Origin of the sequence: Pseudomonas sp. SORT22 (assembly GCF_018417635.1) — a bacterium.
GTDB lineage: Bacteria > Pseudomonadota > Gammaproteobacteria > Pseudomonadales > Pseudomonadaceae > Aquipseudomonas.
Genome location: NZ_CP071007.1, coordinates 426,708 through 440,615, shown reverse-complemented (window position 1 = coordinate 440,615; position 13,908 = coordinate 426,708). Strand labels below are relative to the sequence as shown.

The 13,908-nt window shown below is 62.3% G+C and carries 13 protein-coding genes; 5 read left to right on the top strand and 8 right to left on the bottom strand.

Annotation, left to right across the window (positions count from 1 at the left end):
- Positions 1–134: 134 nt before the first annotated feature.
- The 4 genes from JYG36_RS02060 to JYG36_RS02045 all read left to right on the top strand — a co-directional run bounded on the left by JYG36_RS02060 (position 135) and on the right by JYG36_RS02045 (position 5,204).
- The gene (locus JYG36_RS02060; RefSeq protein ID WP_093378382.1) at positions 135–2,453 is read left to right on the top strand and encodes a Tex family protein; all 2,319 of its coding nucleotides are present in this window, start codon (positions 135–137) and stop codon (positions 2,451–2,453) included.
- A complete protein-coding gene (locus JYG36_RS02055) occupies positions 2,453–2,836 on the top strand; it encodes a PaaI family thioesterase (protein ID WP_045201161.1) in 384 nt (127 codons plus the stop codon). Before JYG36_RS02060 ends, JYG36_RS02055 begins: the two co-directional genes overlap by 1 nt.
- A gap of 153 nt (positions 2,837–2,989) precedes the next feature.
- Positions 2,990–4,576, top strand: a complete 1,587-nt coding sequence (gene gshA / locus JYG36_RS02050) for a glutamate--cysteine ligase (RefSeq protein ID WP_045201160.1) — start codon at positions 2,990–2,992, stop codon at positions 4,574–4,576.
- 1 nt (position 4,577) lies between these two features.
- The gene (locus JYG36_RS02045; protein WP_045201159.1) at positions 4,578–5,204 is read left to right on the top strand and encodes a TetR/AcrR family transcriptional regulator; all 627 of its coding nucleotides are present in this window, start codon (positions 4,578–4,580) and stop codon (positions 5,202–5,204) included.
- Positions 5,205–5,260: 56 nt separating this feature from the next.
- Here the strand turns inward: JYG36_RS02045 and JYG36_RS02040 are convergent, their stop codons facing one another.
- The 8 genes from JYG36_RS02040 to JYG36_RS02005 all read right to left on the bottom strand — a co-directional run bounded on the left by JYG36_RS02040 (position 5,261) and on the right by JYG36_RS02005 (position 12,337).
- Positions 5,261–5,476, bottom strand: a complete 216-nt coding sequence (locus tag JYG36_RS02040) for a TOBE domain-containing protein (protein WP_010221227.1) — start codon at positions 5,474–5,476, stop codon at positions 5,261–5,263.
- Between the two features lie 19 nt (positions 5,477–5,495).
- Entirely contained in the window at positions 5,496–6,308 is an 813-nt protein-coding gene (gene ssuB / locus JYG36_RS02035) for an aliphatic sulfonates ABC transporter ATP-binding protein (RefSeq protein ID WP_093378378.1), read from the bottom strand.
- Positions 6,305–7,099: an aliphatic sulfonate ABC transporter permease SsuC gene (gene ssuC / locus JYG36_RS02030; protein WP_045201157.1), complete on the bottom strand. Its 795-nt coding sequence runs from the start codon at positions 7,097–7,099 to the stop codon at positions 6,305–6,307. The genes ssuB and ssuC overlap by 4 nt, the downstream gene beginning before the upstream one ends.
- Positions 7,100–7,109: 10 nt before the next feature.
- Positions 7,110–8,258 carry an FMNH2-dependent alkanesulfonate monooxygenase gene (gene ssuD / locus JYG36_RS02025; protein ID WP_045201156.1) on the bottom strand — a complete coding sequence of 383 codons (1,149 nt, stop codon included), beginning with the start codon at positions 8,256–8,258 and terminating at the stop codon, positions 7,110–7,112.
- Between the two features lie 58 nt (positions 8,259–8,316).
- Positions 8,317–9,282: a sulfonate ABC transporter substrate-binding protein gene (locus tag JYG36_RS02020; RefSeq protein ID WP_045201155.1), complete on the bottom strand. Its 966-nt coding sequence runs from the start codon at positions 9,280–9,282 to the stop codon at positions 8,317–8,319.
- A gap of 92 nt (positions 9,283–9,374) precedes the next feature.
- Entirely contained in the window at positions 9,375–9,968 is a 594-nt protein-coding gene (ssuE, locus tag JYG36_RS02015) for an NADPH-dependent FMN reductase (protein WP_213602940.1), read from the bottom strand.
- 222 nt (positions 9,969–10,190) lie between these two features.
- The gene (locus JYG36_RS02010; RefSeq protein ID WP_213602938.1) at positions 10,191–10,829 is read right to left on the bottom strand and encodes a peroxiredoxin; all 639 of its coding nucleotides are present in this window, start codon (positions 10,827–10,829) and stop codon (positions 10,191–10,193) included.
- A 158-nt stretch (positions 10,830–10,987) separates the two neighbouring features.
- Positions 10,988–12,337, bottom strand: coding sequence for an OprD family porin (locus JYG36_RS02005; protein WP_213602936.1), 1,350 nt, complete (start codon positions 12,335–12,337; stop codon positions 10,988–10,990).
- A gap of 587 nt (positions 12,338–12,924) precedes the next feature.
- Between JYG36_RS02005 and tauA the strand changes: the two genes are divergently transcribed.
- Entirely contained in the window at positions 12,925–13,902 is a 978-nt protein-coding gene (gene tauA / locus JYG36_RS02000; RefSeq protein ID WP_045201151.1) for a taurine ABC transporter substrate-binding protein, read from the top strand.
- Positions 13,903–13,908: the final 6 nt, after the last annotated feature.

Below are 13,908 nucleotides of genomic sequence, written 5' to 3'. Positions count from 1 at the left end.
ACTGGCCTGCTGCTATCACCGCAAGCCGGACGCGCTGGGTATAATGCGCCGCTTTCAGCCAGCGCCGCATTGACCACAAGCGCTCTACAGCGCCCGCCCGCGGCCTTTGTATTCACAATTTGTCAGGTGGTTTTATGGACAGCATCAACAGCCGCATCGCCGAGGAACTCGGTGTCCGCCCACAACAGGTCGAAGCGGCCGTGGCTCTACTTGATGAAGGTTCGACCGTGCCTTTTATCGCCCGTTACCGGAAAGAAGTCACCGGTAGCCTGGATGACACCCAGCTGCGTCACCTTGAAGAGCGCCTGCGCTACTTGCGCGAGCTGGACGAACGGCGTGTCAGCATCCTTGCCAGCATCGAAGAGCAAGGCAAGCTGACCCCGGAACTGGCCCGTGAAATCAAATTGGCCGACACCAAGACCCGCCTCGAAGACCTGTACCTGCCGTACAAGCAAAAGCGCCGCACCAAGGGCCAGATCGCCCTGGAAGCCGGCCTCGGCGAGCTGGCCGACGGCCTGCTGAGCGACCCGCAACTGAGCCCTGAAACCGAAGCCGCGCGTTTCGTCGACGCCGAAAAAGGCGTGGCCGATGTCAAAGCCGCCCTCGAAGGCGCCAAGTACATCCTCATGGAGCGCTTTGCCGAAGACGCCAGCCTGCTCGACAAGCTGCGCAGCTTTCTCAAGCAGGAAGCGGTGCTCAGCGCCCGCCTGGTGGCTGGCAAGGAAGAGGAAGGGGCGAAGTTCCGTGACTACTTCGAGCACGACGAAGTGCTCAAGAGCGTACCGTCGCACCGCGCCCTGGCGATTTTCCGCGGCCGCAACGAAGGCGTGCTGTCCGCTTCGCTGAAAGTCGGCGAAGAACTGCCGGGCACCCTGCACCCGTGCGAAATGATGATCGCCGAGCGTTTCGGCCTGCAAAATCAGAACCGTCCTGCCGACAAATGGCTGGCCGAAGTGGTGCGCTGGACCTGGAAGGTCAAGCTCTACAGCCACCTTGAAACCGACCTGTTCGGCGAGCTGCGCGACAACGCCGAAGGCGAGGCGATCAACGTCTTCGCCCATAACCTGCACGACCTGCTGCTGGCCGCCCCGGCCGGCCCGCGCGCCACCCTGGGCCTGGACCCGGGCCTGCGCACCGGTTGCAAGGTCGCCGTGGTCGATGCCACCGGCAAGCTGCTGGACACCGCCACCGTCTACCCGCACGTACCAAAAAACCAGTGGGACCAGACCATCGCCGTGCTCGCCGCGCTGTGCGCCAAGCACTCGGTCGAGCTGATCGCCATCGGTAACGGCACCGCCAGCCGCGAAACCGACAAGCTCGCCGCCGAACTGATCAAAAAATATCCAGCGCTGAAAATGACCAAGGTCATGGTCTCCGAAGCCGGTGCTTCGGTGTACTCGGCCTCGGAGCTGGCGGCCAAGGAGTTCCCGGACCTCGACGTGTCGATCCGTGGCGCTGTGTCGATCGCCCGCCGCCTGCAAGACCCGCTGGCGGAACTGGTGAAGATCGAGCCGAAATCCATCGGTGTCGGCCAGTACCAGCACGATGTTTCGCAGTTGAAGCTGGCCCGTGGCCTGGATGCGGTGGTCGAGGACTGCGTGAACGCCGTCGGCGTCGACGTCAACACCGCGTCGGTGGCGCTACTGGCGCGCATCTCCGGCCTCAACAGCACCCTGGCACAGAACATCGTCGCCCACCGCGACGCCAACGGCGCCTTCAAGACCCGCGCCGCGCTGAAGAAAGTCAGCCGCCTGGGCGAAAAAACCTTCGAACAGGCCGCAGGCTTTCTGCGCGTCATGAACGGCGACAACCCGCTGGACGCCTCGGCGGTGCACCCGGAAGCCTACCCGCTGGTGCAACGCATTGCCGCCGAGACCGACCGTGACATCCGTTCGCTGATCGGCGACAGCGGCTTCCTCAAGCGCCTGGACCCGAAGAAGTTCACCGACGAAACCTTCGGCCTGCCGACGGTCACCGACATCCTCCAGGAACTGGACAAACCCGGCCGCGACCCACGCCCGGAGTTCAAGACCGCCGAGTTCCAGGAAGGCGTCGAAGACCTCAAGGACCTGCAACTGGGGATGATCCTCGAAGGCGTGGTGACCAACGTCACCAACTTCGGTGCCTTTGTCGACATCGGCGTGCACCAGGATGGCCTGGTGCATATCTCGGCGCTGTCGGAGAAGTTCATCAAGGATCCGCGTGAAGCGGTCAAGGCCGGCGACGTGGTCAAGGTCAAGGTCATGGAAGTCGACATCCCGCGCAAACGCGTCGGCCTGTCGATGCGCATGAGCGACACCCCGGGCGAGAAGATCGACGGCGCCCGTGGCAGCCGCCCGGGCTCGGCCCCGCGCCAACAGAGTGCCCCGGCCCGCGCCAAGGAAACCCCGGCACCGGCCAACAACGCCATGGCCTCGCTGTTCGCCAACGCCAAGCAGCTGAAGAAGAAGTGATGACGGTTCCCGACGACGTCGTCTTCAGCGCCTTCAGCCAGTTGCTCGGCTGCCGTCTGCAACGCCTGGAAAACGGCGTTGCCGAGGTGGCCATGGCCCTGGAGCCGCACCTGCGCAACCGCGGCGGCAAGCTGCATGGCGGGGCAATCTTCAGCCTGGTCGACACCACCATGGGCCTGGCCTGCTCCAGTTCCCATGGTTTCGACCAGCAGAGCGTGACCCTCGAATGCAAGATCAACTACCTGCGCGCGGTCAGCGAAGGTGACGTGCTGTGCATCGCCCGGGTGCTGCATGCCGGGCGGCGCACGCTGGTGGTCGACGCCGATGTACTCCAGGGCGACAAACTGGTGGCAAAAGCACAGGGGACTTTCGTCGTCCTCTAGCCGCAAATGGCCAAACTGCGGTACTTTCGGCAGAGCGCAGGCGCTGCCGAAAGCCGGCCAAAACCAGGCGACAACGCCAGTTCCTCTGTCCACCCTTGTAGACCGTCATCTCTACCCCCATATTGGGGCGACTGACGCGTGAAGGAATCCATCTTGAGCGAACTTCTCAACCGCCGCCTGAGCCTGCTCGGCCAAGGCGACAACCTCTCCCTGCTCAAGCAGTGCCTGCACGGCATCGAGCGTGAATGCCTGCGTGTGACCGAGGAAGGTCGTCTGGCCCAGACTCCGCACCCCGAAGCCCTGGGCGCGGCGTTGACCCACGAGCAGATCACCACGGACTACTCGGAGTCGCTGCTGGAGTTCATCACCCCAGCCCTGGCGGACCCGGCGCAGACCCTCGAAAGCCTGGAGAACATCCACCGCTTCGCTTACACCAAGCTTGGCAACGAGTTCCTCTGGAGCCCGTCGATGCCCTGCCCGCTGCCGGCCGAGGAAGACATTCCGATCGCCTGGTACGGCACCTCCAACATCGGTCAGCTCAAGTACGTCTACCGCAAGGGCCTGGCCCTGCGCTACGGCCGCACCATGCAGTGCATCGCCGGGATTCACTACAATTTCTCGCTGCCAGAAAAACTCTGGCCGCTGCTGCGCGAAGCGGAACACAGCACGGTGGATGATCGCGACTATCAGTCGTCGGCCTACATCGCCCTGATCCGCAACTTCCGTCGCTACAGCTGGCTGCTGATGTACCTGTTCGGCGCCTCGCCGGCCCTGGATGCCGGCTTCTTGCGTGGCCGCCCGCACCAGCTTGAGCAGTTCGACGCCGACACCCTGTACCTGCCCTACGCCACCAGCCTGCGTATGAGCGACCTGGGTTACCAGAGCAACGCCCAGGCCGGCCTGACGCCGTGCTACAACAACCTCGCCAGCTACACCGACAGCCTGCGCAAGGCGGTGGCCACGCCGTACGCGCCCTATGTCGAGATCGGTACGCACAAGGATGGCGAGTGGGTTCAGCTGAACACCAACATCCTGCAGATCGAAAACGAGTACTACTCCAACATTCGCCCCAAGCGCGTCACCTACAGCGGCGAGCGGCCGATCCAGGCGCTGATGGCCCGTGGCATCCAGTACGTCGAAGTGCGCTGCCTGGACATCAACCCGTTCCTGCCCACCGGTATCGACCTGCCGCAAGCGCGTTTCCTCGACGCCTTCCTGCTGTTCTGCGCCCTGGAAGACAGCCCGCTGCTGGGCAACCAGGAATGCGGTAACTGCACCGGCAACTTCCTCAGCGTGGTCAAGGAAGGTCGCCGCCCGGGCCTGCAACTGCAGCGTGACGGCCAGCCGGTCGAACTCAAGCAGTGGGCCGATGAATTGCTCGAACGCATCGCGCCACTGGCCGAACTGCTTGACCGCAGCCAGGGCGGCGACGAACACGCCAAGGCCCTGCAGGCGCAGAAAGCCAAGGTCAGCGACCCTGCCCTGACGCCATCGGCGCAGGTGCTGGCGAGCATGACCGAGCACAAGGAAAGCTTCAGCCGCTTCGCCTTGCGCCAAAGCCAGGTGCATGCCGAGTTCTTCCGCGCCCAAGCCCTTTCAGCCGAGCAGCAGCAAGGTTTCGAAAGCGCAGCGCGCCAGTCCCTGGAAGCCCAGGCCAAGCTTGAGCGTGAAGAGGACAAGGCTGATTTCGACCTGTTCGTCAGCGCTTACCAGGCGAGCATCCTGGCGATCAGCAACTGACATGACCCGCACCGTTACCCCGCGCAAACCCCGGGCCCGCAGCCAGGCGAGGATCGATTCGATCCTCGAGGCGGCGCGCACGCTGCTGGCCAGCGAAGGGGTGGCCAGCCTGTCGATTTACAGCGTGGCCGAGCGCGCGCAGATTCCGCCGTCGTCGGTGTATCACTTCTTCGCCAGTGTCCCGGCGTTGCTTGAAGCACTCACCGCCGACGTGCACGGCGCCTTTCGCGCCTGCCTTGAAGCACCGATTGATTCAGCGGCGCTGAACACCTGGCACGACCTGTCGCGCCTGGTCGAGCAGCGCATGCTGGTGATCTACAACGAAGACGCCGCGGCCCGGCAATTGATTCTCGCCCAGCATGGCCTGAGCGAAGTGACCCAGGCTGACCGCCAGCACGACATCGAGCTGGGCGACCTGATGCACAGGCTGTTTGCCGCGCATTTCCAGTTGCCGGTGTTACCGGAAGATGTCGATGTGTTTGCCCTGGCCATGGAGCTGGGAGACCGTGTGTATGCCCGTTCGGTGCAGTTGCATGGGCAGATTACGCCGCGCATGGCCGAGGAAGGGATGCGGGTGTTTGATGCGTATCTGGGCTTGTACCTACCGCCCTTTCTGCCTAAACGCTGACGGCCTCATCGCGGGTCAAGCCCGCTCCTACAGGGAGCGGGCTTGACCCGCGATTTTCAGAGCTTGGCGATCGACACTTCGGTCGACTTCACAAAGGCAATCACCTCGCTGCCAATAGTCAATTCCAGCTCACGCACCGAACGGGTGGTGATCACCGAGGTGACGATACCCGAGGCGGTCTGCACATCGATTTCCGACAATACCGGGCCTTCGAGGATTTCTTTGACGGTGCCTTTGAACTGGTTGCGTACGTTGATCGCTTTGATAGTCATCTGCTTGGTTCCTTACAGGTCAGAGAGCCCAACGCAATTGCGTCGGCAAAGGTGCGACAGGTTCCGGCTCGGGCGGTGTGCCCGGAATCGACAGAACCCGGTTGAGAACTTCGGTTTCCAGTGCAGCCAGGCGGTGTGAGCCGCGTACCCGCGGGCGTGGCAGGTCGACGATAAGGTCCAGGCCCACCTCGCCGTCTTCGATGAGAATCACCCGGTCGGCTACCGCCACCGCCTCGCTGACGTCGTGGGTAACCAGCAACACGGTGAAGCCGTGCTGGCGCCACAGCCGTTCGATCAACTGCTGCATCTCGATCCGGGTCAGGGCATCCAGTGCCCCCAGCGGCTCATCGAGCAGCAACAGGCGTGGCTGGTGAATCAGTGCCCGGGCCAGGGCCACGCGCTGCTTCTGGCCACCCGACAAGGCCGCCGGCCATTCATTGGCACGCTCGGCCAGGCCGACCGCTGCCAGCGCTTCCAGCGCCCGTGGCCGCCAGTTGCCCGAGAGGCCCAGGCCAACGTTGTCGATAACCTTCTTCCACGGTAGCAAGCGCGCTTCCTGGAACATCAGGCGGGTGTCTTCCTGGGCTTCGCGCAGCGGCGCGGAACCTGCCAGCAACTCGCCGCCACTGGGTTGGTCGAGGCCGGCGAGCAAGCGCAGCAAGGTGCTCTTGCCGCAGCCACTGCGCCCGACAATGGCGACGAACTGCCCGGCCGGAATGTGCAGGTCGATATCGCGCAGTACCTGGCGCTGGCCGAAGGTCTTCTGCAGGTTCTGCGCCGCCAGCGGAATCCCGCGCAGCAGCCGTGGTGGTGGATCCTTGAGGATGGTCATGCGCCCTCTCCCCTGCTCGCTTGATAGGCCGGATGCCAGCGCAGCCAGACCCGCTCGAGGCCGCGTGCGGCCAGATCGGCAAGCTTGCCGAGCACGGCATAGAGAACGATCGCCAGGACCACCACATCGGTCTGCAGGAACTCGCGGGCGTTCATTGCCAGGTAGCCGATGCCGGCGTTAGCCGAAATGGTTTCGGCAACGATCAGGGTCAGCCACATAAAGCCCAGGGCAAAGCGCACGCCGACCAGGATCGACGGCAAGGCACCGGGCAGAATCACCTGGCGAAACAACTCGAAGCCGGACAAACCATAGCTGCGGGCCATTTCCACCAGCGCCGGGTCGACGTTGCGGATGCCGTGGTAGGTATTCAGGTAGATCGGGAACAAAGTGCCCAGGGCCACCAGAAAAATCTTTGCCGACTCGTCGATGCCGAACCACAGGATCACCAGCGGAATCAGCGCCAGGTGAGGTACGTTGCGGATCATCTGCACCGAACTGTCGAGCAGGCGTTCGCCCCATTTCGACAGGCCGGTGATAAAGCCCAGCGCCAGGCCGATGGCACCGCCAATCACAAAACCGACGGCGGCGCGCCAGCCACTGATTGCCAGATGGGTCCAGATCTCGCCGCTGCGTACCAGCTCGACGCCAGCGCTTAATACCGCGCTGGGCGCCGGCAAAATCCGCGTCGACAGCCAGCCGACGCTGACTGCCAGTTGCCAGACCGCCAACAACAGCAGCGGCAACGCCCAGGGCGCCAGGCGTTGCTGCCAGGGAGTGGATTTACGACTCATGGCCCGGCCCTCAGCGCTGCGCCGAGGATTTAGGCAGGATGTCGTTGGCGACCATCTCGCCGAACGGGCTCACGTAGCCACCGCTTTGCGGCAGTTGCGGGCGCTCCACGTCCAGGTGCGGGAACAGCAGCTCGGCGACCCGGTACGACTCTTCCAGGTGTGGATAACCGGAGAAGATGAAGGTATCGATGCCCAATGCTGCGTATTCCTTGACCCGCTCGGCCACGGTTGGGCCGTCGCCGACCAGCGCCGTGCCGGCACCGCCGCGCACCAGGCCGACACCGGCCCAGAGGTTGGGGCTGACTTCGAGGTTGTCGCGGTTGCCGCCATGCAGCGCGGCCATGCGTTGCTGGCCGACCGAATCGAAGCGTGCCAGCGAGGCCTGGGCGCGGGCGATGGTGTCGTCGTCCAGGTGCGAGATCAGCCGCTCGGCGGCCTGCCAGGCTTCGGCGTTGGTTTCACGCACGATCACGTGCAGGCGGATGCCGAAGCGCACCGTGCGGCCTTGCTTGGCGGCTTTGGCGCGCACTTGCTCGATCTTCTCGGCCACCGCCGCAGGCGGCTCGCCCCAGGTCAGGTACAGCTCGACCTGCTCGGCTGCCAGGTCCTGGGCCGCTTCTGAAGAGCCGCCAAAGTACAGCGGCGGACGCGGCTGCTGGATCGGCGGATAGAGCAGCTTGGCGCCTTTGACCTGGATGTGCTGGCCGTCGTAGTCGACGGTTTCGCCTTCCAGCACCCGACGCCAGATGCGGGTAAATTCCACCGAGGCCTGGTAGCGCTCTTCATGGCTGAGGAACAGGCCGTCACCGGACAGCTCTTCCGGATCGCCGCCGGTGACCAGGTTGAACAAGGCACGGCCACCGGAAAGACGATCCAGGGTTGCCGCCTGACGCGCCGCCACGGTCGGCGAGATGATCCCCGGGCGCAGCGCGACCAGGAACTTCAGGCGCTGGGTTACCGGGATCAGCGACGCGGCAACCAGCCAGGAGTCCTCGCAGGAACGCCCGGTCGGAATCAACACGCCACCAAAACCGAGGCGGTCGGCGGCCTGGGCAATCTGCTGCAGGTAGCCGTGATCGACGGCGCGCGCGCCCTCGGCGGTGCCAAGGTAATGGCCGTCGCCATGGGTGGGAAGAAACCAGAATACGTTGAGGCTCATTGGAGTTGTCTCCTAGGGGTGGCGCAGACCGGGGCGGCGCCCCGGCGCGGGCAAATCGTCAAGGGGCGCTGGCGACCTTGGCCGGTGGGGTCCAGATCACATCCTTGATGCTCAAGGGCTTGGGAATCAGCTTGAGCGTCTTGAAGGTGTCGGCGATCTTCTGCTGGGCAGCGATCACTTGCGGGGTCAGGAAGGCAGCGCCGTAGCCCTGGCGCTTGACCGAGGTCAGGGTGATGTCGGCCGGCAGGCCGAGCAGCGGCGCGACCTGGTCAGTGACTTCCTGCGGGTTGGCCTTGGACCACTCGCCCACCGCGCGCACTTCATCGACCAGCGCGCTGATCACTTCAGGGTGCTTTTGCGCATAAGGCTTGGTCGCCAGGTAGAACTGGTGGTTGTCGACGATGCCCTGGCCATCGCGCAGGGTGCGCGCCTGCAGCTGCTGCTCGGCCGCCGCCTGGTACGGGTCCCAGATCACCCAGGCATCGACGCTGCCGCGCTCGAAGGCGGCGCGGGCATCGGCGGGCGGCAGGAACACCGGCTGGATGTCGCTGTACTTGAGGCCGGCGTCTTCCAGGGCGCGGACCAGCAGGTAGTGAACGTTGGAGCCTTTGTTCAGCGCGACTTTCTTGCCCTTGAGTTCCTTCACCGACTGGATCGGCGAGCCCTTGGGCACCAGGATCGCTTCGCTGTGCGGCGCCGGCGGCTCGTAGGCGACATACAGCAGGTCGGCGCCAGCGGCCTGGGCGAACACCGGCGGGGTTTCGCCGGTGACGCCGAAGTCGATCGAGCCGACATTCAGGCCTTCGAGCAGTTGCGGGCCACCGGGGAATTCAGTCCATTGCACCTGCACGCCCTGGGCGGCAAGGCGTTTTTCCAGCGTGCCCTTGGCTTTGAGCAGCACCAGGGTGCCGTACTTCTGGTAACCGATACGCAGGCTTTCAGCCTGGGCTTGAGTAATGGCGCCGAAGGACACAGCCGCAGCAAACAGAGCGACCAGACCACGACGCAAAATGACAGTGCGCATAGCGCTCTCCTTTGCTGTTGGGGTTCAGGCTGCACCTGCTTGCCCGTTGGCGGGCGAGTAAGGTGGGAATTACAGGTAGCGGGTGGTAAGCCTCAGATGCTCCAGCGAGCACTGAGCAGACGTTCATTCAACACGCCCGGCGCGACCGGTTTGGGTCGACGCGCCAGAGCGCTGTGAAACAGTTCCAGCGATTCCAGCAGACGCTGCTCCAGCGCCGGCGCCAGTTGCGCAGCGGCACTGCCTTCGCCGTAGGCGATCTGGCTGTCGTCGGCGAAGATCCCTTGCAGGGTTTCCTGGGCCTTGAGTGCAGACAGTACCGGCTTGAGCGCGTAGTCCACGGCAAGCATATGGGCGATGCTGCCGCCGGTAGCGATCGGCAGCACCACCTTGTGGCTCAGGGCGCGCTCGGGCAGCAGGTCGAGCAGGGTTTTCAGCGCACCGGCAAACGAAGCCTTGTACACCGGAGTGGCAACCACCAAGCCATCGGCCTGCTCTACCAACTGCAGAAAATGCTGCACCCTGGGGCTGTCGAAGCGTGCATGCAACAGGTCTTCGGCGGGAAAGTCGCGCACCTGGAATGTCACCACTTCCACGCCCTGGCCCTGCAGCCACTGGCGGCTGCGCTCAAGCAGGACGCCGGAGCGCGAACGCAGACTGGGACTACCACCGAGAGAAACAACCAGCATTGGAGCGCATCCTTGATCGTGTTCTAGAGGGCCGCGAGTTGCAGTTCTCGCTGGAGTGGAGTGACCTTAACAGCTCGATACATATATCTATAAATCATATTTTTTCATTTGTTTATTCTTTACGGAACTATAGGAGCATCGCGGGGCAAGCCCGCTCCTACCGGCCTCCAGGGGAATAAAAAAGGGCCGTAAACGGCCCGAGTTCCCTGCTATGGCTAAAGATCAACGATTGGGTTGCGGGGTCAGGCGCAGGTATGGCTTGACCGCCCGGTAACCCTTGGGAAAGCGGCGCTTGATTTCGTCTTCATCCTTGAGCGATGGCACGATCACCACTTCGTCACCGTCCTGCCAGTTGGCCGGGGTGGCAACCTTGTGGTTGTCGGTCAGTTGCAGCGAATCGATTACCCGCAAGATCTCGTGAAAGTTGCGCCCGGTGCTGGCCGGATAGGTGATGGTCAGACGGATCTTCTTGTTCGGGTCGATGACGAACAGGGAACGCACCGTCAGGGTGTCGCTGGCATTGGGATGAATCAGGTCGTAGAGGTCGGAAACCTTGCGATCGGCATCAGCCAGGATCGGGAAGTTGACGACAGTGTTCTGGGTTTCGTTGATGTCTTCGATCCAGCGGTGGTGCGAATCGACCGGGTCCACCGACAGGGCAATGGCCTTGACTCCGCGCTCGGCGAACTGCTCCTTGAGCTTGGCGGTGAAACCCAGTTCGGTGGTGCACACCGGAGTAAAGTCGGCCGGGTGGGAGAACAGCACGCCCCAGCTTTCGCCCAGCCATTCGTGGAAGCGGATCTTGCCGGCGCTGGAATCCTGTTCGAAGTCGGGGGCGATATCGCCGAGTCTGAGGCTCATGGTGCGGCTCCTTGGCTGGGTTCGTTATGGCTTCACTGTGCCTGCTTCCTTGTAAGATTAAAAAGAATAAATATTGATTTATTTATAACTATCTAGCATATAAAGAAGCAGGTAAAAAAAAGCCTCGCACAGGGCGAGGCTTCTCGTTTCAACCGGACTTACATGAAGCTGTAAGTGTAGTTGAAGATCAGGCGGGTCTGATCCTGGTCGGCACTGGCTTCGTCCCCGGCACCGCGATACACACCATGGCGCAGGCTGGCGCCCAGGCCTTTGAGAGTACCTTCCTGAATGACGTAGTCGATGCGAGCATCGCGTTCCCATTCGTTGTAGCTACCGTTGCCGGATTTGTAGCGAATGTCGTCACCGCGCAGGTAGGCAACCGAAGCCTTCAGGCCCGGCACGCCCAGTCGCGCGAAGTCATAAGCGTACTGACCGAACGTGGTGTTCTCACCCGCTTTGGCGAACTGGTTGATCATACTGTCGGTGAACAGGTAGAAGCTGGCACCAGCGGCACCTTCGTTGCGGCCGTTGCCGTCAACTACGTTGCCCTGGTTCAGCCAGACGAAACCACCGTCATCGCTGATCTGCTGGTGACCGACCATGAGCGAGTGACCACCCAGGGTATAGGTGAACATTGCACTCCAGGTTTTGTTGTCAACTTCACCGGCATTCTTGGCGTAGCCGTTGTTGTTGTTGAACGCATAACCGGCTTCGCCGTTCTTGCCGTCGCTGCGGCTATCGAAGTAGCGCAGGTCGGTCTTGAACGACTGATCGTTGCCGATCGGGTAAACGTGAACCAGGCCCAGGAAGTGCTGCTTGTAGAAGTCTTCCAGGTTCGAGTAGTAGTATTGCAGGGTCAGGTCTTTGGTGACTTTCCAGTCGCCGCCAGCGAACTGGAACTTGTTGCTGTCCTGGGTGCCACCGGCAACGGACAGGCCGGTGCGGTTGCTCGAAGCACGACCCATGGCGTGGGTCAGCTGGCCGGCGTTCAGGACCAGGTTGTCGATTTCCTTCGACTGAATGGTGCCGCCTTCAAAGGTTTGAGGCAGCAGACGACCGTCGTTGGATACCAGGATCGGCAGGGCTGGAGCCAAAGCGCTACCGAAGTGTGCTTCAGTCTTGGAGAAACGGGCCTTGGCGTTGCCACCAATACGCGCCCACTGGCTGGAAGCCGAACCATCAGTGTCGCTTGGGAAGAAGCTGCTGTTGTCCGGGTGACGACCGCGGCCGCCATCCAGGTGGATGCCCCACAGTGCTTGAACGTCAACGCCGAAACCAACGGTGCCTTCGGTGAAACCGGACAGGTAGTCGAGCTTGAAGCCCTGACCTACTTCGCGGTTGTCACCACCACGGTTGTTGGCCGGGGTATGAACTTCGCGGTTATCGTTATTGAAGTACATGGTGCGGGAACTGAGCGACAGCTTGCTGTCTTCAACGAAACCGGCAGCACCCGCCTGCTGGGCCAGAACCCCAACGGCCACGGCAAGTGCCAAGGTGGACTTGTACATGTTTTGCTCCTCTACGTTCTAATTCTTGTGTGTCGCTTACGGCAGGATCTTTGTGTCCCGCTCGACGTCGATGGGCGATTAGCACCAAAGGGTGACCGTCAAGTCAATCGTAACTATTCATTTCACTACTTTGGTCTAATGCACCAGCGGTGGGGGTGAAGGATAATGACAATCCTATAAATCCAAAAAGACTTATTTCGTAATTTTTCAGATTATTACGGAATATCACCCAAGATTTTTCTTCGCTGCCGTTATCGGCACATAAGCTAATTCCTAAAGGATATTTCAAAGCGGTTTTTTAGATCGCTTAGCTTCGTCGATCCTTCCCCTTCGACAAAGTAGCCCTCATGGCCAGGCCATCATTGCGTTTCCTCTGCGCCCTGACCTTGACCAGCGTCACTTTTGTCGCCCAGGCCGATGGCGCCTATAGGCTGGAGCGGGCTTGCCCCGCGATGACTCCCCCCTTTCGCAAGCCTTAAATCAATTGGCTCCTAAGCTAATGCTAAAAAGTTATTTATTTTAACTTTCTTAGATCATCTAGTCTTATCCCACACCAACACAATCGCCCGCCTGACAAGGAGTTAACCATGACCCTGCATGCTCCCCTGCGCCTGTTCGCCGCCCTGACCCTGGCCGGCACCAGCTGGTTTGCCCAGGCGGCCGACCTGACGGTGGCCTACCAGACCACCGTCGACCCGGCGAAAGTCGCCCAGGTCGACGGCACCTACGAGAAAACCAGCAAGGCCGATATCGACTGGCGCAAATTCGACAGCGGCGCCGACGTGATCACCGCCGTGGCCTCCGGCGACGTGCAGATCGGCTACCTCGGCTCCAGCCCGCTGGCCGCCGCTGCGACCCGCAAACTGCCGGTGGAAACCTTCCTGATCGCCACCCAGATCGGCGCAGCCGAAGCCCTGGTCGCCCGCGACGGCGCCGGCATCAACTCGCCACAGGACCTGATCGGCAAGAAGATTGCCGTGCCGTTCGTCTCCACCGGTCACTACAGCCTGCTGGCCGCACTCAAGCAATGGAACATCGACCCGGCCAAGGTACAGATCCTCAACCTCGCGCCACCGGCAATCATCGCCGCCTGGAAGCGCGGCGACATCGACGCCACCTACGTCTGGGACCCGGCCCTGGGCGTGGCCAAGGAAAACGGCAAGGTGCTGATCACCTCCGCTGAGTTGGCCGAAAAAGGCGCGCCGACTTTCGATGCCTGGATCGTGCGCAAGGACTTCGCCGCCAAGCACCCGGAGATCGTCAAGGCCTTCGCCAAGGTCACCCTGGATGCCTACGCCGACTACCGCAAGGACCCGCAAGCGTGGCTGGCAAACCAGAGTAACGTCGACAAGCTGGTCAAGCTCTCCGGCGCCAAGGCGGCTGACATCCCTGGCCTGCTGCAAGGCAACGTGTTCCCGCTGGCCGCCGACCAGGTCGCAGCACTCGGTGCACCGACCACCCAGGCAATCACCGACACCGCCACCTTCCTCAAGGAGCAAGGCAAGGTCGAAGCGGTGCTGCCGGACTACGCGCCTTACGTCAGCGCCAAATTCATCGCCAACTGAGACTCG